General features: G+C 39.3%; 19 protein-coding genes, 2 pseudogenes and 1 riboswitch. Of the genes and pseudogenes, 18 read left to right on the plus strand and 3 right to left on the minus strand.

The genetic code is table 11. The annotated features are described in order from the left end of the window. The first annotated feature begins 2 nt into the window (after positions 1-2). From HT679_RS00820 to HT679_RS00895, 16 genes and pseudogenes are all read left to right on the plus strand, one after another. A complete protein-coding gene (locus HT679_RS00820) occupies positions 3-695 on the plus strand; it encodes a 5'-methylthioadenosine/adenosylhomocysteine nucleosidase (protein WP_138704510.1) in 693 nt (230 codons plus the stop codon). 76 nt (positions 696-771) lie between these two features. Continuing rightward, on the plus strand, positions 772-1263 hold the full coding sequence (gene rocS / locus HT679_RS00825) for a chromosome segregation protein RocS (RefSeq protein WP_000021242.1): 492 nt from the start codon (positions 772-774) through the stop codon (positions 1261-1263). A 79-nt stretch (positions 1264-1342) separates the two neighbouring features. Continuing rightward, a complete protein-coding gene (locus HT679_RS00830) occupies positions 1343-1546 on the plus strand; it encodes a hypothetical protein (RefSeq protein WP_138704509.1) in 204 nt (67 codons plus the stop codon). Between the two features lie 12 nt (positions 1547-1558). Continuing rightward, complete coding sequence (locus HT679_RS00835; protein WP_138704508.1) at positions 1559-2149, plus strand: 3'-5' exonuclease; 591 nt, start codon at positions 1559-1561, stop codon at positions 2147-2149. Between the two features lie 8 nt (positions 2150-2157). Next, positions 2158-3921 (plus strand): glycerophosphodiester phosphodiesterase, encoded by a 1764-nt coding sequence (locus HT679_RS00840; RefSeq protein ID WP_171039255.1) that lies wholly within the window; start codon positions 2158-2160, stop codon positions 3919-3921. Positions 3922-4250: 329 nt separating this feature from the next. Next, positions 4251-5186, plus strand: coding sequence for an Rpn family recombination-promoting nuclease/putative transposase (locus tag HT679_RS00845; RefSeq protein ID WP_138704506.1), 936 nt, complete (start codon positions 4251-4253; stop codon positions 5184-5186). A 191-nt stretch (positions 5187-5377) separates the two neighbouring features. After that, positions 5378-6376, plus strand: coding sequence for an Rpn family recombination-promoting nuclease/putative transposase (locus tag HT679_RS00850; protein ID WP_138704505.1), 999 nt, complete (start codon positions 5378-5380; stop codon positions 6374-6376). Positions 6377-6381: 5 nt separating this feature from the next. Next, a pseudogene (locus tag HT679_RS00855) lies at positions 6382-6790 on the plus strand (hypothetical protein); the annotation flags it as partial. 720 nt (positions 6791-7510) lie between these two features. Next, a pseudogene (locus tag HT679_RS11630) lies at positions 7511-9757 on the plus strand (YSIRK-type signal peptide-containing protein); the annotation flags it as partial. Between the two features lie 441 nt (positions 9758-10198). Next, entirely contained in the window at positions 10199-10615 is a 417-nt protein-coding gene (locus HT679_RS00865) for a transmembrane domain-containing protein (protein ID WP_050261658.1), read from the plus strand. 228 nt (positions 10616-10843) lie between these two features. Then, positions 10844-11551: a thiol-disulfide oxidoreductase-associated membrane protein CcdA2 gene (gene ccdA2 / locus HT679_RS00870; RefSeq protein WP_173212353.1), complete on the plus strand. Its 708-nt coding sequence runs from the start codon at positions 10844-10846 to the stop codon at positions 11549-11551. A 10-nt stretch (positions 11552-11561) separates the two neighbouring features. After that, on the plus strand, positions 11562-12119 hold the full coding sequence (gene sdbB, locus HT679_RS00875; protein WP_173212355.1) for a thiol-disulfide oxidoreductase-associated lipoprotein SdbB: 558 nt from the start codon (positions 11562-11564) through the stop codon (positions 12117-12119). A gap of 120 nt (positions 12120-12239) precedes the next feature. After that, positions 12240-13631 carry an amino acid permease gene (locus HT679_RS00880; RefSeq protein ID WP_138704500.1) on the plus strand — a complete coding sequence of 464 codons (1392 nt, stop codon included), beginning with the start codon at positions 12240-12242 and terminating at the stop codon, positions 13629-13631. Positions 13632-13773: 142 nt separating this feature from the next. Further along, a complete protein-coding gene (gene adcAII, locus HT679_RS00885) occupies positions 13774-14691 on the plus strand; it encodes a zinc-binding lipoprotein AdcAII (RefSeq protein ID WP_138704499.1) in 918 nt (305 codons plus the stop codon). Positions 14692-14698: 7 nt separating this feature from the next. Then, positions 14699-17791 carry a pneumococcal-type histidine triad protein gene (locus HT679_RS00890; protein ID WP_173212357.1) on the plus strand — a complete coding sequence of 1031 codons (3093 nt, stop codon included), beginning with the start codon at positions 14699-14701 and terminating at the stop codon, positions 17789-17791. A gap of 210 nt (positions 17792-18001) precedes the next feature. Further along, positions 18002-21547 (plus strand): pneumococcal-type histidine triad protein, encoded by a 3546-nt coding sequence (locus HT679_RS00895; RefSeq protein ID WP_173212359.1) that lies wholly within the window; start codon positions 18002-18004, stop codon positions 21545-21547. A 35-nt stretch (positions 21548-21582) separates the two neighbouring features. On the opposite strand, the gene pepT is transcribed toward HT679_RS00895, so the two are convergent. Next, entirely contained in the window at positions 21583-22806 is a 1224-nt protein-coding gene (gene pepT / locus HT679_RS00900) for a peptidase T (RefSeq protein WP_173212361.1), read from the minus strand. A gap of 146 nt (positions 22807-22952) precedes the next feature. Between pepT and hemH the strand changes: the two genes are divergently transcribed. Then, positions 22953-24047, plus strand: coding sequence for a ferrochelatase (gene hemH / locus HT679_RS00905; RefSeq protein WP_173212363.1), 1095 nt, complete (start codon positions 22953-22955; stop codon positions 24045-24047). Between the two features lie 41 nt (positions 24048-24088). Here hemH and mscL read toward each other — a convergent pair whose 3' ends face one another. Continuing rightward, a complete protein-coding gene (mscL, locus tag HT679_RS00910) occupies positions 24089-24466 on the minus strand; it encodes a large conductance mechanosensitive channel protein MscL (RefSeq protein ID WP_000916792.1) in 378 nt (125 codons plus the stop codon). An 81-nt stretch (positions 24467-24547) separates the two neighbouring features. Further along, positions 24548-24979, minus strand: a complete 432-nt coding sequence (locus HT679_RS00915; protein ID WP_173212365.1) for a GtrA family protein — start codon at positions 24977-24979, stop codon at positions 24548-24550. Between the two features lie 28 nt (positions 24980-25007). Then, a riboswitch (PreQ1 riboswitch) is annotated at positions 25008-25104 on the plus strand. Between HT679_RS00915 and HT679_RS00920 the strand changes: the two genes are divergently transcribed. Next, on the plus strand, positions 25102-25611 hold the full coding sequence (locus HT679_RS00920; RefSeq protein WP_000737071.1) for a QueT transporter family protein: 510 nt from the start codon (positions 25102-25104) through the stop codon (positions 25609-25611). It overlaps the preceding riboswitch by 3 nt. Positions 25612-25620: the final 9 nt, after the last annotated feature.

Here is a 25620-nt window from a genome sequence, read left to right on the forward strand (position 1 = left end):
AAATGAAAATAGGAATTATTGCAGCTATGCCAGAAGAACTAGCTTATTTGGTCCAGCATTTAGACAATGCCCAGGAGCAAGTTGTTTTGGGGAATACTTATCATACAGGAACCATTGCCTCGCATGAAGTCGTTCTTGTAGAAAGTGGAATTGGTAAGGTCATGTCTGCTATGAGTGTGGCGATTTTGGCTGATCATTTTCAAGTGGATGCTCTTATTAATACGGGTTCAGCTGGGGCAGTAGCAGAAGGTATCGCTGTTGGGGATGTCGTGATTGCTGACAAATTAGCCTATCATGATGTGGATGTCACAGCGTTTGGTTATGCTTATGGACAAATGGCGCAACAACCGCTTTATTTTGAATCAGACAAAACCTTTGTTGCCAAAATCCAAGAGAGTTTATCTCAATTGGATCAAAACTGGCATCTTGGTTTGATTGCTACAGGAGATAGTTTTGTCGCAGGAAATGATAAGATAGAAACGATTAAGTCCCATTTCCCAGAAGTTTTGGCTGTTGAGATGGAGGGGGCAGCTATTGCTCAGGCAGCGCATGCCCTTAATCTTCCAGTTTTAGTCATCCGAGCTATGAGTGACAATGCCAACCATGAAGCAAACATCTCTTTTGATGAGTTTATTATCGAAGCTGGACGTCGCTCTGCCCAAGTCTTATTAGCCTTTTTGAAGGCTTTAGATTAAGTGGAAATTTGACAGTTTTTCTAGCTTATGATAAGATTTAAATAAAGAAAAGCTAGAAAACGTTTCAGAGGATATTATGAGTATTGAAATGACCGTCAGTGAGATTGCAGAGGTCTTAGGATTATCTCGCCAAGCAATCAATAACCGTGTCAAAGAATTACCAGAAGAAGACACAGACAAAAATGACAAAGGGGTAACAGTCGTTACCAGAAGTGGCTTGATTAAGCTAGAAGAAATCTATAAAAAAACGATTTTTGAAGATGAGCCTGTCAGTGAAGATGTCAAGCAACGTGAGCTGATGGAGATTCTAGTTGATGAGAAGAATGCAGAAATTCTTCGTCTTTATGAACAATTAAAAGCCAAGGATCGTCAGTTATCAGAAAAAGACGAGCAGATGCGTATCAAAGACCGTCAGATTGCTGAGAAAGACAAACAACTCGATCAGCAGCAACAATTGACCCTTCAAGCCATGAAGGATCAAGAAAATCTTAAGCTAGAGCTGGACCAAGCAAAAGAAGAAGTCCAATCAACTAAGAAAGGCTTTTTTGCTCGTTTATTTGGAGGATAATCAAGGAGCTGTTTAGGTTAAATGCTAACCTGATGGCTTCTTTTATTTCTAAATAGTATAGTTGCTCAATTAATACTCAATGAAAATCAAAGAGCAAACTAGGAAGCTAGCCGCAGGCTGCTCAAAGCACTGCTTTGAGGTTGTAGATAAGACTGACGAAGTCAGCTCAAAACATGTTTTTGAGGTTGCGGATGAAACTGACGAAGTCAGTAACTATATCTACGGCAAGGCGAAGCTGACGCGGTTTGAAGAGATTTTCGAAGAGTATAAAATAACAGTATAGGAGAGGTATATAATGGAACGATTAGAAGATTACATTGCTTTTGACTTAGAATTTAATCAGCATGAAGGACAAACACACTTGATTCAAGTATCGGCAGTGCGTTTTAGAGATGGTCAGGAAATCGACGCCTATGATTCCTATGTTCATACTAGTGTGCCTCTAAAGAGTTTTATCAATGGATTGACAGGGATTACAGCTGAGACTCTAAAAGATGCTCCACCAGTGGAGAAAGTTATCAAAGATTTCCAAGAGTTTGTGGGTTCTTTACCCATGGTAGGCTACAATGCTGCTAAAAGTGATTTGCCTATTCTAGCAGAGCATGGTTTAGACTATAGCCAGCAGTACAAGGTGGATCTGTATGATGAAGCTTTTGAACGTCGCAGTTCGGATTTACACGGTATTGCCAATCTCAAATTGCAAACCGTTGCCTCATTTCTCGGATTTCAAGGACAGTCCCATAATAGTTTAGAAGATGCTCGGATGACGGCGCGTGTTTACGAGTACTTCCTAGAATCAGATCAAGCTAGAGAATTGTTAGAGACGGAAAGTAGCTTATCAAACAATCCTTTTGGTGGCTTGGACTTGTCTCAATTATTTGACTAGGAGTGCCTATGAAACCTGAAAAACCTAAAAAATTGGGTTTTAAACAGATTTATCTCAATCTTGATAAAATCCTCTTTCTCTTTTTCTTGATTTTTATGATAGTGGAGTATTTGTGGGTCCCATTCAATTCATGGTTGGCTAGCTTCTTATTAGATCAGACAGGTTATCTTTTTATTTCCTATAACAATGTCTTAGCCATCCTCACTCATTCTCCATTGATTAGTCTAGCTTTTTTAGCCTTGATTATCATTAACCTTCTGGTTGCTTATTTTCAAATAGGACTCCTCTTTATTGGTGCTCGTCATCTTCTCTATCATGAAAAGCGAAGGCTAATTGAGTATATCCGCAAGGTTTTCCATGAAAGTTTTGGATTTATGAAAAAGCTAACTTGCGCTAAAGCCTTGTTTATCTTTTTCTATATAGCTATGCTTTTTCCTTTTATACGGAAAATGCTGAAGATTTATTATCTCAATAAAATCGTTATTCCAGAGTTTATCCAAGATTATTTAGAAGATAAATATTGGATGTGGTGGCTGAGCATCCTACTTCTATCTCTTATCTTTCTCTATGTCTCTGTCAGATTGATGTTTGCCCTTCCGAAGATTGTATATGATCAGCTGACTGTTCGAGAAGCAGTGATGTTTAGCTTGGAGAAAACCAAGAAAAGAGTTGTTTTTTATGCTTGGAATTTATTTTATATCTTGCTCAAGGCAAATTTATTATTTTATCTTCCTTTGATTCCTTTGTTATTGGCTCAAACTTTGGTAGATGACATCACTCAGAGAGAGTCTCTGATTCTTGGTATTTTGAATTTTGTTGTGATTAAAAATCTTTATTATATGGCTCTGACTTACTTTTTGGTTAAATTTGTTTCATTTTTGACAGGAAAGGAGCTGGATATGCTTCCTAGGAGAGAAAAAGATCACATCATGCGATGGGGAGTCATGACTTGTGCTAGTCTTTTCTTTGCCTTAGAAGGTTATATTTATCTGGAGGCTCCCATGGTTCATCTACCTCAGCTTATTTCTCACCGAGGGGTTTCCAATGCAAATGGGATTCAAAATACAGTAGAGTCCTTGGAAACTACAGCACAACTCAAACCAGACTTGGTAGAGACGGACGTGCAGGAAACAAAAGATGGGCAGTTTGTCATGATGCATGATGCTAACTTGAAAAATCTAGCAGGTATCAATAAAAGTCCTCAAGACTTAAACTTGGAGGAGCTTAAAGGGATTGATATTTTTGAAAATGGCTACCAGACTAAAATTTCAAGCTTTGAAGATTATCTCAGTCGAGCCAACGAACTTGGTCAAAAATTACTAATTGAAATCAAAACCAGTAAAAAAGATAGTCCAGACATGATGGACCGCTTTTTAGCTCGTTATGCTGCAAAGCTCAAGATTTATGGACATCAAATCCAATCTTTAGACTACCATGTTGTCGAAAAAGTAAGACAGTATGATGCCGAACTGCCAGTTTATTTCATCATGCCCTACAATTCTGTCTTTCCTAAAACAAGGGCGACAGGATATACTATGGAGTACTCGACCTTGGATGAATATTTTGTAAGCAAACTATGGACAACAGATCAGAAACTTTATGTATGGACTGTCAATGATTCAGAAGCTATCAACAAATCGCTTCACTTAGGAGTAGATGGAGTGATTACAGATGATTTGGAAAAAGTTCAGTGGGAAATAGAAGTAGCCCAAGAAGATCCAGAATATACGGATTTGCTTTTGAAAAAAGCATTGGAATTCTTTGAATTTTAGTAGTAAAAAAAAAGAGGAACGGTTGTTCCTCCCATGATAGGTAAGTATTCTTGTGAATGCTTGCTTTTTTTGTGGTTGCAATTCGTTTACGAGGATTGTTTGTCTTGTTCTTGTTTCAATCAACTTTATAGTAATTTGAGATTGGAATAGTACATTACAACTTCTAAAATGGTACTAGAAATTGGAAAGCTTCCTTTATTCTCTATATCCATTAGAAAGAATTGATTAAAAATTAGGAGACTTTTAATTTCTTTTCCGAATAAATAGATAGAAGCATCAAATCTAGCAAATTAGATTTAAAAATGTGCTATAATGAAAGGAGAGGAAATATGATTCTCAGACATCCGGGCATTAGCCCGACTAATGACTTGGTTGCTAAGAAAATCTTTAGTAATCCAGAAATCACTTGTCAATTTATCCGCGATATGCTGGACTTACCAGCAAAAAATGTAACCATTTTGGAAGGAAGCAATATTCATGTACTACCTTCTCTGCCTTATTCAGCCCAAGATTTCTATACTAGCATAGATGTCTTGGCTGAACTAGATAATGGAACCCAGGTTATTATTGAAATCCAAGTCCACCATCAGAATTTTTTCATCAATCGCCTGTGGGCATATCTGTGTAGTCAGGTCAATCAAAATCTTGAAAAAATCCGCCAGCAAGAAGGAAATACTCACCAGAGTTACAAACATATCGCACCAGTATACGCTATCGCAATCGTGGATAGTAACTACTTCTCAGATGACTTGGCTTTTCATAGTTTTAGCATGCGAGAGGATACGACGGGAGAGGCTTTAACAATTACAAACAATGGACAAGAAAATCATCTGGTTAAGATGGCGTTCTTGGAATTAAAAAAATATAGAGAAACCAGCAAAGATAGTATTCGCAAACCATGGTTAGAGTTTTTCGGGAACAAACCCTTTACCCAAGAACCCGAGCGAGCCATCAGCCAAGCAGACCAACTGCTGGACTACAAGAGCTGGTCCGAGGAGGACAGGAAGATGTTTAGTCAACTACGTATGCGTGAAGAACAAGCCTTGTTAGCACAGGACTATGCCTTGGAACAAGCTGAGGAAAAAGGCTTAGAACGTGGTCGTGCAGAGGGTCGTGAACAAGGACGAGAAGAAGGCATTGAAGAGGGATTAAAAGTAGGTTTAGTAAATCTAGTACGTCAAGGTCTTCTAACACCTGAGGTTGCGAGTGAGCAATTAGGCATGACCGTCGCTGAGTTTGAAGCGTTGTTGGCAAGACATGAGTGAGAAATCTGTAAATATTATACGATATGAAAACAATTAAAAAGAATAGCTAAATTTCTTGATGGAAAAGAGATTAGCTATCTTTTTTGTTAGGAAAGTTTGAACTTTTCACTTTCTTTTCCGAATAAATAGATAGAAGCATCAAATCTAGCAAATTAGATTAAAAAATGTGCTATAATGAAAGGAGAGGAAATATGATTCTCAGACATCCGGGCATCAGCCCCACCAACGACTTGGTTGCTAAGAAAATCTTTAGCAATCCAGAAATCACTTGTCAATTTATTCGCGATATGTTGGACTTGCCAGCAAAAAATGTGACCATTTTGGAGGGAAGCAACATTCACGTCTTGCCTTCCTTACCGTACTCGGCACAGGATTTCTATACCAGTATTGATGTCTTGGCGGAGTTGGACAATGGCACTCAAGTTATCATTGAGATTCAAGTCCATCATCAGAATTTTTTCATCAATCGCCTGTGGGCTTATCTGTGCAGTCAGGTCAATCAAAACCTAGAAAAAATTCGTCAGCGAGAAGGTGATACCCACCAGAGCTATAAACACATCGCACCAGTTTATGCTATTGCAATTGTAGATAGCAACTACTTCTCAGATGACTTGGCTTTTCATAGTTTTAGTATGCGCGAGGACATGACAGGTGAGGTTTTAACCATCACCAATAATGGACAGGAACATCATCTAGTCAAGATGGCGTTCTTGGAATTAAGAAAATACAGAGAAACCAGCAAAGACGAGGTTCGTAAACCGTGGTTGGAGTTTTTCGGGAACAAACCCTTTACCCAACAACCAGAGCGAGCTATCAGTCAGGCGGACCAACTGCTAGACTACAAGAGCTGGTCCGAGGAGGACAGGAAGATGTTTAGTCAACTACGTATGCGAGAAGAACAAGCATTATTAGCACAGGACTATGCCTTGGAACAAGCAGAGGAAAAAGGTTTAGAGCGTGGTCTTGAACGCGGTCGTGCAGAGGGGATTGAACAAGGTTTAGAGCGTGGTCTTGAACGTGGTCGAGCTGAGGGTCTTGAACAGGGACTGGAGCGTGGGAAAGTCGAAGGAAGTTTGTCCATGCTACTAAATCTAGTCCGTCAAGGTATTCTAACTTCTGAGGTTGCCAGTCAGCAACTGGGCATGACTGTCTCTGAGTTTGAAGAATTATTGAAAGACGATCATAAATAAGACCTAAAAAATACAGAGAAACCAGCAAAGACGAGGTTCGCAAGCCGTGGTTGGAGTTTTTTGGGAACAAGCCCTTTACTCAACAACCAGAGCGAGCCATCAGCCAAGCAGACCAACTGCTGGACTACAAGAGCTGGTCCGAGGAGGACAGGAAAATGTTTAGTCAACTACGTATGCGCGAAGAACAAGCCTTGTTAGCACAGGACTATGCTTTGGAAACAAGCTGAGGAAAAAGGTTTAGAGCGTGGACTTGAACGTGGTCGTGCAGAGGGTCTTGAACAGGGACTGGAGCGTGGGAAAGTCGAAGGAAGTTTGTCCATGCTACTAAATCTAGTCCGTCAAGGTCTTTTGACTTCTGAGGTTGCCAGTCAGCAATTGGGAATGACTGTGGCTGAGTTTGAGGCATTGTTGTAAAATCAGCACTAACGGTCAGGAAAATCATCTAGTCAAGGTGTGCTTTTTGTACTAAAAGACAGGCAAGCGTTTTTGCTTTAGTCTCTCCTTTGGCTTCTATTTATTTGCAGGAATTTTGGAGAGACTTTGGGTATGATTTTGCTAACGGCCTTTCTCTTTGCTTCTTTCCTATATTTATCTGAGCTTTTACGAGTCTCGCTATGGCTAATTTTTGTCATGGTTAGTCTACCTCTGCTACTCGACAAAGCTGGGAGAGCCTACATCAAGTGATTTGGTTAAGGAGTTATATCAAATAATATCTCAGGATTTCTGATTTTTCGGAGAGCCTGTTTTTTTATTTGCTGAGTCTAGGATAGGTCTTTCTGGCGATAGATAGCAAGACGAACAGCTTCGTTTGAATGTCATATAAATTTAAAATTTCTGAAAATAATGAAAAATATACTAAATTTACAAATAAGGAGCCTCTAAATCCTTTAAAATAAGCAACATGCATATATATATATATATATAATTATCGATTTTCTAAAACAAAGTGAGGTTGAGGGAAGGGAACTAAGTTGATATAATTAAGTGTTAGTAAACAATGGGCTTTTTGTCATTTGTTCAAGATGAGAAAAGGTCATGCTTTCCTGTTTTTATTGCGAGTTGATGCCTGCATGAACATGGCTAGAGGAGCAAAGACAGGGTAGAAAGAAAGGAAAAACTATGAAACAGTTTAAAATGAATGAGCGCCAACGCTTTTCTATACGCAAGTTTTCAATCGGAGCAGCCTCAGTCTTGCTAGGGTCTGTCTTTTTTGTGGCTAATCCAGCGACAGAAGTTCAGGCGGCGGAAGCAAATACAGAAGTGGTCAGTCAGGATGGAAATGGCAACACTGGGAATCCATCTGTCTTACCGCCATCAGATACAAGCAATCAAAATCTTAACGTAGAACAAGAAGGAGCTAAACCAAACACTCAAGCGACAGAGAGAAAAGAGCAAGACAGCCAAGCTAAAGATGGTGAAGGAAAAGCTAAGTCAACAGTAGAGAATACAGGTGACGAAAAAGTTGATGGTGTAGTTAAACCTGTATCTGGCGAATCATCTCCCGTGTTTGAGGAAGAAAAAGATAAAAAAGAAGTACAACCAGAGTTGGAAGAGGAAACAGTATCCATAGGTCGCCGAAGCAAATTAGCTCAATCTCAAGATAGAAGTGTAGAGAATCAGGAAGAGAAAAGTGTTGCAAGCAGTACAAGTTATATAAATGGTGAAGGAAGTTACTCTCTATCAGATGATATACACAAGCTTCTTCAAAATCTCAAGAACAGTGCTGGAAATCAAGAACAAGTCCAAAAACTCAATGAAGCATACGAAAAATTCAATGCAGCATTGGGAATATCGGAAACTGGACTTGTTGATCAGGAGATTTTTAATGCGGCACTTGAAGAGTATAGAAAGGCTAGTCAACTTCAGCAGGGAGAAGCGGCTAATTTAGATGGAAATCTAAGACATTCTAGGGAAACGTCAAGTTTGAGGGTGGGATTAGCTACTGGAAGAACCTCTGACCCTCAGTATTCTACTAATAAAGTCGTACCAGTACTGACGGGAGAAGCGGTCGGGAATAATGTTCGATTGATAGCTGAGTCTCTAAGTGGTCGTACTATTACAAATATCGATGTGCAAGGACTAGATGGCTTGGGATTGACGAAGTCAAGTTTGAAAACTATAGGATCAAGGGGATATGTAGATTTAACAGGTCGTATTCCTGGAAATAAACATGGTTTATCTAATATCGTTGTCACAGCTACAGATAGCGCAGGTCATAGTCAACATACCACAGTAAGTATTGCTCGTCCTCTCCCTACCCCAAGATTTACAACAACTAGTCAAGATTTAGAAGGAAAATCTAATGAGAAACCAGTAGTTTCTGGTACTATTGGCACAAAGGCGGAGCCTAACAATCTTCCATCTGATGCTGAGTTAAAAGCTTATTTAGTAACCGGAGGACGGCAAAATCCTTATAGTTTCTTACCAGAGGCAGATGGTTATCATGTTGTTGCGGAAGCCCCAGTAAAGACAGATGGGAGCTTTGATTTTGTTCCTCCTAAATACAGTGATCAAACAAAAGGAATAGGAACGGATAATCTTAGACTTGTAGTGGCGTATGTTCATAAGGGAACAAATACTACATATTACGAAGGATTGAAGACGGACTTTTCAGCAAATAGTATTAAGGCAACAGCGCCGGTAGACAAGCAACCTTTGATACAAGCTAAGTCAGAGCTAGAAGGATTGACTAGTAAAGCAGATCCGACTGTAGGTAAAACAACAAGTACAGCGAGTGCTTATAAAACAGCTAAGCAAGAAGCCTTGAACGAGATTGCGTCAGCTACTCGAGTAATTGAGGATCAGAATGCGACTTCTCAAGCTGTCAGTGATGCTTTAAGAGCTGTTGGCAATAAGAAAACAGCTCTTACCACAGCCGAAAGTAATTTGAAGACAGCAGCTACGTCTGATGCTCTCAAGACACTAAAAAATAGTGCTGATGCTTTAGTGAAAGCTAATCTTCAAAATAAGACTCCAAATAGTGTTAAAGAATATGAAACTAAGTTTAATGAATTTAGCAATGAGTTAAACACAGCTAAAACAGAAGCATTACGAGTCGTATCTCAAGGCTCAGACGCAACAGCAGAGGATGCTCAGAGCGCCCAAACAGCTGTTCAACGAGTAAAAGCTAAGCTAGATGCAGCAAATGCAGTTTTAAGAGAACAAGCAGATAAATCAAGCTTGATACAAGCTAAGTCAGAGCTAGAAGGATTGACTAGTAAAGCAGATCCGACTGTAGGTAAAACAACAAGTACAGCGAGTGCTTATAAAACAGCTAAGCAAGAAGCCTTGAACGAGATTGCGTCAGCTACTCGAGTAATTGAGGATCAGAATGCGACTTCTCAAGCTGTCAGTGATGAAATCGAAAAATTAAAATCTGCAATGAAGAAACTTCAAGAGGCGAAAGATGGTTTGAGAGATATTCAAATTCCTTCACATTCTACTGAGGAACCTACTCAGCCAGACCAAGGAGGCACAGAGACTCCAACAGCTCCATCTGAGCCAGCTCCACAACCGTCTCAACCAACAGCTCCGGGTCAATCTGCAAGTCCTGCCCCAGCTCCGAGTTCAGCTCCGACTCAAGCACCTAGAGCGGCAGCAAGCGCTTCGGCTAGCTCAACGAACACGCAAGCTCCAGCTCAAGAGCAAGTTGACAAGTCTGAACTTCGTGCCTTGACTCAAGAGTTAGACCAACGCTTGAAAGCTTTGGCAACAGTATCTGATCCGAAAATCGATGCAGCCAAGGCGGTTCTCCTAGATGCTCAAAAAGCTCTGGAAGATAGTGCCTTGACAGAGCAAGGTCTACGTACTGCAGTAGAGTCTGTGAAGGCTGCCTTGGACTCTCTCAAAGATGTGAAAGCAAATGCTAGCGACAGCAAGCCTGCACAGGACAAGAAAGATGCCAAACAAGGAACGGAAGATAGTAAGGATTCAGATAAAATGACTGAAACAAACTCAGTTCCAGCAGGAGTGATTGTAGTCAGTCTACTTGCTCTCCTAGGTGTGATTGCCTTCTGGTTAGTTCGTCGTAAGAAAGAGTCAGAAATCCAGCAATTAAGCACGGAATTGACAAAAGTTCTTGGACAGCTAGATGCAGAAAAAGCGGATAAAAAAGTCCTTGCCAAAGCCAAAAAACTTCTCCAAGAAACCCTTGATTTCGTGAAAGAAGAAAATGGCTCAGCAGAGACAGAAGCTAAACTAGTAGAGGAGCTTAAAGCAATCCTTGCCAAACTCAAGTAAAACATGAGTTATGAAATGTCAGACCTAAAAGACATTTCCGTTCACAAAAGCAGCGACGAGTAACCCTTGTCGTTGCTTTTTGGCTATTTTGGGGACAAGATCCGCCTTGACTAGCAAAAGAAAAGATTGGTCCAGTAGTGCCGATACGATTTTGCGTAGCAGAAAGCATACAAATTAAATTGAATATAGTAAAATAGGATTAGAAATCTTAAGAAAGTTGGTTCTTTATTGGAAACGCTAGTATTTTCAATCTCTGTTTTTCTAGCAGGTGTTTTATCCTTTTTTTCTCCTTGTATTTTTCCACTTCTGCCAGTTTATGCTGGGATTTTATTGGATGATCAGGAAAGCGCAAAAAGTTTTTCCTTGTTTGGGAGAAAGGTTCTTTGGTCCGGTTTGATTCGAACACTTTGCTTTATCGCAGGTATCTCTCTCATTTTCTTTATTCTAGGCTTTGGTGCAGGTTACTTTGGTCATATTCTCTATGCAAATTGGTTTCGATATGTCATGGGAGCTATTATTATCATTTTGGGTCTTCACCAGATGGAAATTTTTCATTTTAAGAAATTAGAGGTTCAAAAAAGCTTTACTTTTAAGAAATCAGAAGCCAATCGTTATTGGTCAGCCTTTTTACTCGGTATTACCTTTAGCTTTGGTTGGACACCTTGTATCGGTCCAGTTTTGAGTTCTGTTTTAGCTCTTGCGGCTTCTGGAGGCAATGGTGCTTGGCAAGGAGCTATTTATACCTTGATTTACACTCTGGGGATGGCCATTCCTTTCTTGATTTTGGCTCTAGCTTCAGGTGTAGTCATGCCTTATTTTAGTAAAATCAAACGTCATATGATGCTACTGAAGAAAATTGGTGGTTTCCTCATTATTTTAATGGGAATTTTGTTAATACTAGGACAAGTAAATGTTCTAGCTGGAATTTTTGAATAAAGGAGAACAAATGAAAAAAGTAATGTTTGCTGGCTTAAGCCTCTTGTCATTAGTTGTATTGATGGCCTGTGGTGAGGAAGAGACTAAAAAGACTCAAGCCCCACAACAGCCAAAACAAGAAACGACTGTACAACAAATCGCTGTTGGAAAAGAGGCTCCAGACTTTACCTTACAATCCATGGATGGCAAAGAAGTTAAGTTATCTGATTTTAAGGGTAAAAAGGTTTACTTGAAGTTTTGGGCTTCATGGTGTGGTCCATGTAAGAAAAGTATGCCTGAGTTGATGGAACTAGCGGCGAAACCAGATCGCGATTTCGAAATTCTTAGTGTCATTGCACCAGGAATTCAAGGTGAAAAAACTGTCGAGCAATTCCCACAATGGTTCCAGGAACAAGGATATAAGGATATCCCAGTTCTTTATGATACCAAGGCCACAACCTTCCAAGCTTATCAAATTCGAAGCATTCCTACAGAATACCTAATTGATAGTCAAGGAAAGATTGGAAAGATTCAATTTGGTGTTATCAGCAACGCAGATGCAGAAGCGGCCTTTAAAGAAATGAACTAGAATAGATAAAATCTGATTACAAGATGTAGTCAGATTTTTTTAGAAAAACATTTTATAAATATTCACAAATCCCCTATATTTATGGTAAAATAGAATCATCAGTTTATTTTGGAGAAAAAGATGAATATATTTAGAACAAAGAATGTAAGTTTGGATAAAACGGAGATGCACAGGCATTTGAAGTTATGGGATTTGATTTTGCTGGGTATCGGAGCCATGGTAGGGACAGGCATCTTTACAATTACAGGTACTGCAGCTGCCACACTTGCTGGTCCAGCCCTAGTGATTTCAATCGTCATTTCTGCCTTGTGTGTAGGATTATCAGCCCTCTTTTTTGCAGAATTTGCTTCACGAGTACCCGCTACAGGTGGTGCCTACAGTTATCTCTATGCTATTTTAGGAGAATTTCCAGCTTGGTTGGCTGGCTGGTTAACCATGATGGAGTTCATGACAGCCATATCTGGTGTGGCTTCGGGTTGGGCAGCTTATTTTAAAGGATTGCTCTCTCAATATGGGATAGCTCTTCCTCATGCTTTAAATGGTACCTTTAATCCTCAAGCAGGGACATTTGTTGATTTATTGCCTATTCTTGTCTTGGTCTTGGTGACTTCGCTTGTTTTACTAAATGCCAAGGCAGCCTTACGCTTTAATTCGATTCTAGTCATTCTGAAATTCTCCGCTTTAGCTCTCTTTGTTTTAGTAGGAATTTGGAATATTAAGCTTGATAATTGGAGCAATTTTGCTCCTTACGGTTTTGGACAAATCTATGGTGCTAGTACTGGTATTATGGCTGGTGCATCCTTGATGTTCTTTGGATTTTTGGGATTTGAATCCATCTCAATGGCTGTAGATGAGGTCAAGACTCCTCAAAAAAATATTCCTAGAGGGATTGTCTTATCGCTTTCTATCGTAACCATTCTTTATGCCTTGGTGACGCTTGTCTTGACTGGTGTGGTTCACTATAGTCATCTAAATGTCGATGATGCCGTTGCCTTTGCCCTTCGTAGTGTTGGGATTAGTTGGGCAGCCAACTATGTGTCATTAGTGGCTATCTTGACCTTGATTACAGTTTGTATTTCGATGACCTATGCCCTATCGCGTATGATTTACAGTTTAGCACGTGACGGCTTGATGCCTGCTGCCTTTAAAGAACTAACGAAGACTAGCAAGGTACCAAAGAATGCTACTATCTTAACGGGGCTAGCTTCAGCAGTAGCAGCAGGAATATTCCCACTAGCCAGTATCGCAGCCTTCTTAAATATTTGTACCTTAGCCTACTTGATTATGCTAGCTTACGGTCTGATTCGCTTACGGAAAGAAAAAGGAATGCCCAAAGCTGGGGAATTTAAAACACCACTGGTACCTCTGTTACCGATTTTATCAATCATCATTTGTTTATCCTTTATGTTACAGTATAATATGGAAACCTGGATTGCTTTCCTAGTTGCATTGTTAGTAGGAAGTATTATTTACTTCACTTATGGTTATAAGCATTCTACCATAGAAGAATAAAGTAAAAGTCTGTTGAGTTGTTGAAACTCAGCAGATTTTTATATGTGAAAGAAATTTCAAATTTTTTCTAAAAATATCTTGACAGATTAAATTTTTAGGAGTAGAATGTTTACTAGTTAATTAAATGGTTAAGGAGTTGTTCATGAAGAAACAAAATTTATTTTTAGTCTTGTTAAGTGTCTTTCTTTTATTGCTAGGAGCCTGTAGTCAAAAGGAAAGTCAGACAGGAAAGGGGATGAAAATTGTGACCAGTTTTTATCCTATCTACGCTATGGTTAAGGAAGTATCTGGTGACTTGAATGATGTTCGGATGATTCAGTCAAGTAGTGGAATTCACTCCTTTGAACCTTCAGCAAATGACATCGCGGCCATCTATGACGCGGATGTCTTTGTTTACCATTCTCATACGCTCGAATCTTGGGCAGGAAGTTTAGATCCCAATCTAAAAAAATCTAAAGTGAAGGTCTTAGAGGCTTCAGAGGGAATGACTTTAGACCGCGTCCCAGGGCTAGAAGATGTGGAAGCAGGGGATGGAGTCGATGAAAAAACGCTCTATGACCCTCACACTTGGCTAGATCCTGAAAAAGCTGGCGAAGAAGCGCAAATTATCGCTGATAAACTTTCAGAGGTGGATAGTGAACATAAAGAAACTTATCAAAAAAATGCGCAAGATTTTATCAAAAAAGCTCAAGAATTGACTAAGAAATTCCAGCCTAAATTTGAAAAAGCGACTCAGAAAACATTTGTAACACAACATACAGCCTTTTCTTATCTAGCTAAGCGATTTGGACTCAATCAACTCGGTATTGCAGGTATCTCTCCTGAACAAGAACCAAGTCCACGACAACTAACAGAAATTCAGGAATTTGTTAAGACCTATAAGGTTAAAACGATTTTTACAGAAAGTAATGCTTCTTCAAAAGTAGCTGAAACTCTTGTCAAATCAACAGGTGTGGGTCTTAAAACTCTGAATCCTTTAGAGGCAGACCCACAAAATGACAAGACCTATTTAGAAAATCTTGAAGAAAATATAAGTGTTTTAGCAGAAGAATTAAAGTGAGGAAAGAATGAAAATCAATAAAAAATATGTAGCAGGTTCAGTGGCAGTCCTTGCCCTAAGTGTTTGTTCCTATGAGCTTGGACGGTACCAAGCTGGTCAGGCTAAGAAAGAGTCTAATCGAGTTGCTTATATAGACGGTGATCAGGCTGGTCAAAAGGCAGAAAATTTGACACCCGATGAAGTCAGTAAGAGAGAGGGAATCAACGCCGAACAAATTGTTATCAAGATTACGGATCAAGGTTATGTGACCTCTCATGGAGACCATTATCATTACTATAATGGGAAGGTTCCTTATGATGCTATTATCAGTGAAGAACTGCTGATGAAAGATCCTAATTATCAGTTGAAGGATGCAGACATTGTCAATGAAATCAAGGGTGGCTATGTCATTAAGGTAAACGGTAAATACTATGTTTACCTTAAAGATGCGGCCCATGCGGACAATATTCGGACAAAAGAAGAGATTAAACGTCAGAAGCAGGAACACAGTCATAATCATAATTCAAGTACAGATAATGCTGTTGCTGCAGCCAGAGCCCAAGGACGTTATACAACGGATGATGGTTATATCTTTAATGCCTCTGATATTATAGAAGATACGGGTGATGCCTATATCGTTCCTCATGGCAATCACTTCCACTATATTCCTAAGAGTGACTTGTCTGCCAGTGAATTAGCTGCTGCCCAAGCCTTCTTATCTGGAAAAGGCGGTCAATTAAGTACGGTTGAATATCGTTCTAGCAGGGGAGAAACAAGATCTAGTGTGAGAAGGAGTCAATCTGAGACACCTCAAAATCCTGCAACTGATTCTGAAAGTCAAAGTGAGGATTTAGCTAGTCTCCTTCAAGAATTGTACGCTTTGCCACTTAGCCAACGTCATGTGGAGTCTGATGGATTAGTATTTGACCCAGCACAGATTATAAAACGTACTGCAAATGGTGTGGCAGTTCCTCACGGGGATCATTTCCATTTCATTCCTTATTCGCAAATGTCTGCTTTGGAAGAAAAATTGGCTCGAAATCTACCAATTGGAGGTCAGCCAGTTCAAAGTCATTCTGACAATACGAAACCAAGCAGTACAGATAAACTAAGTTCAACCATTAAACCAAACTTTAATCTCAATACGCCGGCACCGAATAGCTCAGCTGGAGGCGCCTATACAACGGATGATGGGTATGTCTTTAGTCCGTCAGATGTGATTGAAGATACAGGAGACGCTTTTATTGTACCGCATGGCAATCATTTCCACTATATACCAAAAGGCGCTTTGTCTGCAGGAGAATTGGCTGCTGCCCAAGCCTATTGGAATGGGAAGCAGGGATCTCGTTCTTCTTCAAGTTCTAGTCATAATGCAAATCCAGCTCAACCAAGCTTATCAGAGAACCACAATCTGACTGTCACTCCAACTTATCATCAGAATCAAGGGGAAGATATTTCAAGCCTTTTACGTGAATTGTATGCCAAACCCTTATCAGAACGCCATGTGGAATCGGATGGCTTGGTATTCGACCCAGCACAAATAACAGATCGTACAGCAAATGGTGTTGCTGTGCCTCACGGAAATCATTATCACTTTATCCCTTATTCACAAATGTCTGATTTAGAGCAGAGGATTGCAAGCATGATTCTGTTAAAAGGGCAAAATGGTGCAGTCGTGCCAGGAATGCATTATTTGAAACCAGCACCAAAACCGCAAGCTCAACCGTCAACTGAGAAAAAACAAACTAATTTTGCAGTAGAACAGGTTGTTAGAAAAGTTGGGAAAGGCTATGTTGTGGAAATTGCTGGTGTCAGTCACTATGTTTTTGCTAAAGACTTGGCTAAGGATAAGATTGATGCTATTGAAAATCTCTTGTCTAATAAAACTCAAGAGACACATGCTCTAGTTGCGAAGAAAGAAAACGTCTCTTCTCGTGACAAAGAATTTTATGATAAAGCTTATAATCTGTTAACCCAGGCTCATAAAGCCTTGTCTGAAAATAAGGGGCGTGCTGTTGATTTCCAAGCCTTAGACAAATTAGCAGAACGCTTGAATAATGAATCTTCTAATAATAAAGTAAAATTGGTAGATGATTTATTGGCATTCTTAGCACCAATTACTCACCCAGAACGCCTTGGCAAACCAAATGCTCAAATTGCCTATACAAACGATGAAATTAAATTAGCGAAATTAGCAGGTAAATATACAACCTCAGATGGCTACATTTTTGACGAACATGATATTGAAAGTGATGCAGGAAATGCCTACGTCACTCCACACTTGAACCATAGCCACTGGATTAAAAAAGACAGCTTATCTGAAGCTGAAAGGGCAGCAGCTCAGGCTTATGCTAAAGAAAAAGGCTTACAAGCTCCAAATTCTACTGAAGCAAAACCAGAGGCAACAGGGACAGAAGCTATCTATAACCGCGTAACAGCTGAGAACAAGGTACCATTAGAAAAAATACCAAATCATTTACAGTATACTGTAGCTGTACAGAATGGTTACTTTATCATTCCTCACTTTGATCACTATCATAATCTTAAGTTTGCATGGTTTGACGAAGGACTCTATAAGGCACCTGAGGGTTATACCTTAGAAGATTTATTTGCGACTGTAAAATACTACGTTGAACATCCGGACCAACGTCCTCATTCAGATAATGGTTGGGGTAATGCTAGCGACCATGTTCGTAAAAATAAGGCAGACCAAGACGGTAAACCTGATGAAAATAAGGAACATGATGAAGTAAGTGAGCCAACTCGCTCTGAATCTGATGAAAAAGAGAATCACGCTGGTTTAAATCCTTCAGCAGATAATCTTTATAAACCGAGCACTGATGAAGACGAGACAGAGGAAGAAGCTGAAGATACTACAGAAGAGCCAGAAGTCCATCAAGTAGAGACTGCAAAAGTAGAAGCTAAACTCAAAGAAGTAGAAGCTTTACTTGATAAAGTAACGGATGCTAGTCTGAAAGCTACTGCGACTGAAACCCTGGCTAGTTTACGAGGTAACTTGAGCCTGCAAACCATGGATAATAATGACATCATGACAGGGGCAGAAAAATTACTTGCTTTGTTAAAAGGTAGTGAGTCAATTGAGACGAAGCCAGAAGCATAAGTTTATCCTATTAAATCGATATAATGTAAGAGTCAGTAGTAATACTGGCTTTTATTTTTTTAAATGATATAAAAATCTTGACAGATAAACTTAAAAAAGGTAAACTATTTACTGGTTAATTAAATGGTTAAATAACCAGTTTAGAAAAAATGTTTAACCGAGAAAAAGAAGTTAAGAAAAAGCTTCATCATTTATTGAAATGAGGGATTTATGAAATTCAGTAAAAAGTATATAGCAGCTGGATCAGCTGTTATCGTATCCTTGAGTCTTTGCGCCTATGCACTGAACCAGCATCGTTCGCAGGAAAATAAGGACAATAATCGTGTTTCTTATGTGGATGGCAGCCAGTCAAGTCAGAAAAGTGAAAACTTGACACCAGATCAGGTTAGCCAGAAAGAAGGAATTCAGGCTGAGCAAATTGTCATCAAAATTACAGATCAAGGCTATGTAACATCACACGGTGATCACTATCATTACTATAATGGGAAAGTTCCTTATGATGCCCTCTTTAGTGAAGAACTCTTGATGAAGGATCCAAACTACCAACTTAAGGATGGAGATATTGTCAATGAAGTCAAGGGGGGGTATATCATCAAGGTAGATGGAAAATATTATGTCTACCTAAAAGATGCAGCTCATGCAGAAAATGTACGAACAAAAGATGAAATCAATCGCCAAAAACAAGAACATGGTAAAGATAATGAGAAGGTCAACTCTAATGTTGCTGTAGCAAGATCTCAGGGGCGCTATACGACAGATGATGGTTATGTCTTTAATCCAGCTGATATTATCGAAGATACTGGTGATGCTTATATCGTTCCTCACGGAGGTCACTATCACTACATTCCAAAAAGTGATTTGTCTGCTAGTGAATTAGCAGCAGCAAAAGCTCATCTAGATGGGAAAAATACGCAACCGAGTCAGCTAAGCTATTCTTCAACAGCTAGTGACAATAACACGCAATCTGTAGCACAAGGCTCAACTAGCAAGTCAGAAAGCAAAGTTGAAAATCTCCAGAGTCTTTTGAAGGAACTCTATGATTCGCCTAGTGACCAACGTTACAGTGAATCAGATGGTTTGGTCTTTGACCCTGCTAAGATTATCAGTCGCACGGCAAATGGAGTTGCGATTCCGCATGGCGACCATTATCACTTTATTCCTTACAGCAAGCTTTCTGCCTTAGAAGAAAAGATTGCTAGAATGGTGCCTATCGGTGGAACTGATTCTACGGTCTCTACAAATGAAAAACCTCATGAAGTAGCGTCTAGTCTAGGAAGTCTTTCAAGTAGTCCATCTACTTTGAATAGTGCCTCATTACTTACAAATAAGCCTATCTCTTCAACATCTGATGGCTATATTTTTAATCCAAAAGATATTGTTGAGGAAACAGCAACAGCTTATATCGTAAGACATGGTGATCATTTCCATTACATTCCTAAGTTGAATCAAATTGGACAACCGACTCTTCCAAGTAATAGTCTAACAACACCTTTGCCATCTCTTCCAGTTAATCCTGGTGTTTCACATGAGGAACATGAAGAAGATGGACACGGCTTTGATGCTAATCGTATTATTGCGGAAGATGCGGCAGGCTTTGTCATGACTCATGGTAACCACAATCATTATTTCTTCAAGAAGGACTTGTCAGCAGAGCAAATTAAGGCAGCGCAGGATCATTTGAGAGGTAAAACGCCAGTAACACCAAGCCCAGCCCATGATGACGATCACGATGGTGATGAGCATGACCACCATCATGGGGAAGACCATGATCACGGTTTTGATGCCGATCGTGTCATCAGTGAGGATGATCAAGGCTTTGTCATGAGTCACGGAGACCACAATCATTACTTCTTCAAGAAGGATTTGACAGCTGATCAAATTAAGGAAGCTCAGGATCATTTGAAAGCACATCATGATGCAGAGCCTGTTCAACCTCTTGCTAAAACAGTAGAGTCTTTCTCAAGAGATGCTAGTGATGAAGAAAAGATTGCTTATATTTCTAAGACCTATGGTGTTCCACTTGAAGCTATTAGAATTTCAAACGGATTCTTTGTCTTTGGAAATCCAGACCAGGCCTACGATCCAACTCATATCCACCCATATGCTGTTCGTAAGGAACATGTTCGTTTGCCACTGCAAACTGGGAATCCAGAACTTGATTTCCTAAATGAACTTTACACGACCGCATTGCGTGATGGTGTATCACCTTATAGTTTACAGGTAGAAAATGGTAGTTTTGTAATTCCTCATGGCGACCACAATCACTACATCAAGGTGCAAACTAAGGGATATGAAGTAGCTTTGAAAAACAAGATTCCAGCCCTACAATCCAACTACCAACCTGGAGCTTTTGATGAGAAGGCAGTCTTGGAAAAAGTAGATCAACTTCTAGCTGACAGCAGAAGTATCTACAAAGACAAGCCTATCGAACAAAGACAGATTGAGTTAGCCTTAGGTCAGTTTACTGAAAATATGAAGAAACTAGCAACTAACTCTACAGCAGGTTATCTTGCGACACTAGATCTCTTTGATAAGCAATATATCCATATTGATGAAAGTGTCAAACCTGTTGAAACAAGTGCTTTAGATAAGAAATATCAGGCCTTGATTGATAAAATCAATACCTTGGATACAGACTCTTATGGACTTCCAAAGAAAGACCTTCTCGTTCGACTCCAAGAAGCTAAACTGGCTAAAGATGAGGCTGGTTTAGCAGCAGTTGAATCACAACTTCAAGCTCTTCAAGACTTTAATGATCGTACTGGTGACACAACAGTGGAATACATCAAGTACTTCTATGAGCATGTAAACGATGGCCGTTTAAGTGATGAGCTTCGTAATAAAGTAGCTAATTTGACTTTTACTTTATATCAATCCCAATCCTTCCGTAAGGCTGTGGACTTGAATAAACTGTTCCCAAGCATTTATCAAACAAAACAAGAAGTAGAAGAGGCTTTAAAAAATCAGCCAACTTCTGCAAAAGTAAATGAAACAGTTTTAGATAAAGAAACAGTTGATAGCCAATCTGCTAAGCAAGCGATTTATGAATTTTTGAAAGATCTTTATCCTGATCTTAAAAAAGAAGAACATGTCAATCATGTTAGCAAGGAAGAAGTAGAAAGTCTTTTGAGCAAGGCAAATCAACTCTTGGAACAACTCCAAGAAGAAGGAATCAGACAATCCTTGGCAGAAGAAGTAGAAAATCTCAAAGCTGCCACAAACAAGGCTGATGCAGACTTGGATGAAGTAAATAGCCAGGTAAAAGATGTCTTGACTCGTATCGCTAGCGCCCTTCAACAAGAGAAGGAAAATGCTGAACAAGATCCTCAGACACTTGTACTCTATCAAAAACTCTACGATATTCTCATATCGCTTCACTCTTATTTAGAAAGTAATAATGGTTCTGATGATGACTTTGATAAAGTGGATGCATTACTAGATCAACTTTCTGCTAAGAGTAAAGACAAAGCAGCTTTACTTGAATTGACAAAAGCTATTCTAGTTTTGAATCACCAAATCCAGTCAAAAGCTAGCGCAAGTGAAGAAACAAGTCCAGCAAGAAATGCCGAGGCAAATGGTGATAATACCAGTGCTGAGAACCAACCAAACGCAACTGCAGAATCTAACAGTGAAACTGCTAGCGACGAAAACAAACCAACCAATACAAGAGATTCTAAACCTGTTGAATCAACTTCAAAAAATGAAACAACAGAATCTTCTACAGCTACTGGAAATCAAGAAAAACCAGCAGAATAAAAAGAAAGGCGAAGTAGCTGAGCTACCTCGTCTTTTTAGTCTTTATAAGCTACGATGCCAATAATTGTATCAACTGCACGTTCCATAGTCTGAAGGCTGACGTATTCAAAACGACCGTGCATGTTCTCGCCACCAGCAAAGATATTGGGAGTTGGGATTCCCATAAAGGAAATCTTAGAGCCGTCTGTCCCTCCACGGATTGGTTCGATAATAGGAGTGATACCTAGATCTTCCATAACGGCTTTGGCAATGGTAATTGGAGTCATATCTTTCTCAATGACTTCTTTCATATTGTAGTACTGGTCTGTCAAGTTGAGGGTGATACGGTCGCTACCAAGTTCTTGATTCATCTTATCAGCGATAGACTGCATAGTTGTTTTACGAGCTTCAAAGGCATCTTTTTCAAAATCGCGAATGATGTAGCTTGCACGCGCTTCCTCGACACTACCTGTCACATCCATAAGATGATAGAAACCTTGGTAACCCTCTGTCAGTTCAGGACGGTCAGTTTCAGGGAGTTGATTATGGAAATCAATTGCTAATTGCAGAGCATTTACCATCTGTCCCTTTGCAGTACCAGGGTGGACATTGCGTCCTTGGAAATGCAATTCAGCCCCAGCTGCTGAGAAGGTCTCGTACTGAAGCTCACCTAATGGACCACCATCAACTGTGTAGGCAAAGTCCACATCAAAATCATCTGCATCAAATTGATTAGCACCAACACCGATTTCCTCATCTGGACCAAAACCAACACGAATCTCACAGTGTTTGATTTCAGGGTGGGCAGTCAGATATTCAATAGCAGTCATAATTTCAGCAATTCCTGACTTGTCATCAGCACCTAGCAAGCTTGTTCCGTCGGTTGTGATGAGCGTTTGTCCTGGATATTTCTCAAGACTCTTAAAGTCGGCTGGATCGAGTTTGAAACCAGAATTTCCAAGTTCAATCACACTACCATCGTAGTTTTCAATTACCTGTGGATTGACTCCTTCGGCATTAAAATCAGCAGTATCCATATGGGAGATGAAGCCAATTTTTCGTGTTAGAGCTGGATCATTGGCTGGCAAGGTCCCAATTGCAAAACCATTTGGAAGGTAGTAGACGTTTTGAAGTCCAACACGTTTCATTTCAGGAATAAGAACATTTGTAGCAAAATCTACCTGACTCTGCGTACTTGGAGTAGTAGTAGAGTGTTCATCAGAGCGCGTGTTGACCTTAACGTAGGTTAAGAAGCGGTCCAAGAGATTGGGGTAAGTCATAAAAAACTCCTTTTGAATTCATTTTTTCCATTGTATCATAGAAAGAAGAGAAAAACAAAAGATTGTGAATGTCGCTATATTAGCGTTTACTTATCAGTGGATTCATGATAAAATAAATTTGATAAAAATATCACAAGGAAGCAGTTATGAAAAAAGCAATTTTAATGATGACCTTCGGTTCACCGGAAGAGATTACCTTTGAAGGTGTAGCTGATTTTTTCACAAATATTCGTCGTGGAGTAAGACCTCAAGACCATGAGATTCAAACTCTCTATGATAATTATGTACGAATTGGAGGCACACCTCTACAAAGAATTACCCGTGAAGAGGTTGCCTTGGTAGAAGCTAGACTGGGAAATGAATATAGTGTCTATTTTGCCAATAAATTTTCCAAACCCTTTATCCCAGATGTGATTGGTCAGATGGAAGCAGACGGCATTGAACAGTGTATTTGCTTGATTTTGGAGCCTCATTATTCTTTTTACTCTGTCATGGGCTATGAGAAATTTTTAGAAAGCAAGCAAATTCAATTTTTGGTCATTAAGGACTGGTATCAGGAAGAAGAGCTCTTAAACTATTGGGCAGATGAAATTGCTAAGATTTTAAAAGAAGAAGTAAAGCAGGATAGCTTTAAAGTCATCTTTTCAGCCCACAGTGTGCCCATTTTTGCCTTGGATTTTGGTGATCCCTATATCGATCAAATTTTTGAAAATAGCAAGTTAGTCGCTGAAAAACTAGGTTTGAGTTCCGAACAATATACCAACACTTGGCAGAGTGAAAGTGATATCGGTATTCCATGGATTAAGCCAGATGTTTTGGAGTATCTCAGAGAACAGACAGAACATCCAGACCATTATATTTTTGTTCCTATCAGCTTCATTAGTGAGCATATTGAGGTCTTGTTTGATAATGATGTGGAATGTTATGAGTTATGTCAGGAATTGGGTGTCAACTACCATCGTCCACCAATGCCAAATACGGATTCTCGCTTAATTGCTGCCTTGATTAATACAGTCAGAGCCAATGAACATCAAGAGTTTAAGGAATTTCTTCCAGAAGAAGAAACCTTTGATGAGTTAGTTCCTTCAGATGAGACGAAAAACATTTTGGCTGAATCTCAAGATTTACAAATGCCTGAATTTGTGAAAAAACTAATTGAGAAAAAAGGTCGGGAGAATGTCAAGATGCCTTATCTTATCAAGAAGATGCTAGAAAAAGCAGGCAAGTTACCCAAAGAGTAAAGAAAAAAGGATTTAGCTTTGTGCTAGATCCTTTTAAACGATTATTTTTTCTCAAGAAGAGCTTTGATTTCTTGAAGGACTTCCAATTCGGTTGGTTTTTTTTCGTCAGTTTTTTCTTCCTTTATGCCAGTCAGTTTCTGTGCTTTTTCAATACCCTTGATAATAAAGAAGAGGGCGGTACCCACAAAGATAAAATTGATAATAGCACTTAAAAAGTTACCATAGCCGACTCCATGCCAAGAAAGTTGAGCGATACGTTCGACTTTAGCAGCTTTCAAAGCTGGATTTAAAATAAGAGGAGTGATAATGTCGTTTACAAGTGAAGTAACGATAGCACCAAAAGCAGAGGCAATGACAACACCGACAGCAAGGTCAATAACATTTCCTCGAAGCAAGAATGATTTTAGATTTTTTAACATACTGTTTTCCTTTCAACGTTTCGTGTTTCATTGTATCCTAAATCATTATAGAAGGCAATTAAAAGGCTCATAAATGGAACATTATTTTCTAAAAATATAGACCTTGCTCAAGATATAATTGATGATAATAATGAGTATTTGTGCAATTATTGTTTCAATAGCATTTATCTTATCAATGTTTTCATTTACGAATTGCCCTATGATATGAGGGAATTGAGTCACAAACAGAAAAGTAAAGAGCAAATCTAACAGAAAAGTAGAAAGGCGGGCAAGAAAAAATTTCACTAAACGGATAAGTCGACTCTTCCTTGCTTGCTTAAATACAATCGTATCATTTGTGATAAAGGCAAATAGGATACCAATAATATTTGCTAGGGCAGTAGCGAGGAGTTCTTTATGAGTTAGCTGATAAATGACTAGTCGTGAGAGAATTGAAACTAGAGTTGTTGCAAGGCCAAAAAAGAGATAGGCTAAGATTTCATTGTTAAAAAATTTTTGAATAGGTTTTTTCATGCTTTAAGTATAGCATAAAGCAGGCTATTGTGCTATACTAGTAGGGTTGAATAAAGCAACCCTTGGTGCTTAGCTTCTTTCACCAAGCATATTACACGCGGGCAACCGCCAAAGGAGAAAAGATGAAAAAATTAACTATTCGTGATGTTGCAGATATTGCAATCGTCGCTGCTATCTATGTCGTTTTGACTGTCACACCGCCTCTAAATGCCATTAGCTATGGTGCTTATCAGTTCCGTATTTCAGAAATGATGAACTTTATGGCTTTTTACAATCCTAAGTACATCATCGGAGTTACCATCGGTTGTATGATTGCTAATTTCTTTAGCTTCGGACTGCTAGATGTCTTTGTTGGTGGTGGATCAACCCTAGTATTCCTCAGTCTAGGTGTTTGGCTTTTTGCAAAATACAGCAAGGATTACCTCTTTAACGGATTGATTCGAAAAGATCATTTCTTCTTTTCAATCCTCTTTTCAATTTCCATGTTTACTATCGCTGCAGAGTTAAATATTGTAGCAGAATTACCATTCTTCCTTACTTGGTTTACAACAGGGATTGGTGAATTTGCCTCATTGATTATTGGAGCGATTATTATCGGTAAAATTGGTCGTCGAATTGATTTAAGCAAATAGAACAGGACA

It is taken from the genome of Streptococcus sp. 4886, from assembly GCF_013276485.1.
Taxonomy (GTDB): domain Bacteria; phylum Bacillota; class Bacilli; order Lactobacillales; family Streptococcaceae; genus Streptococcus.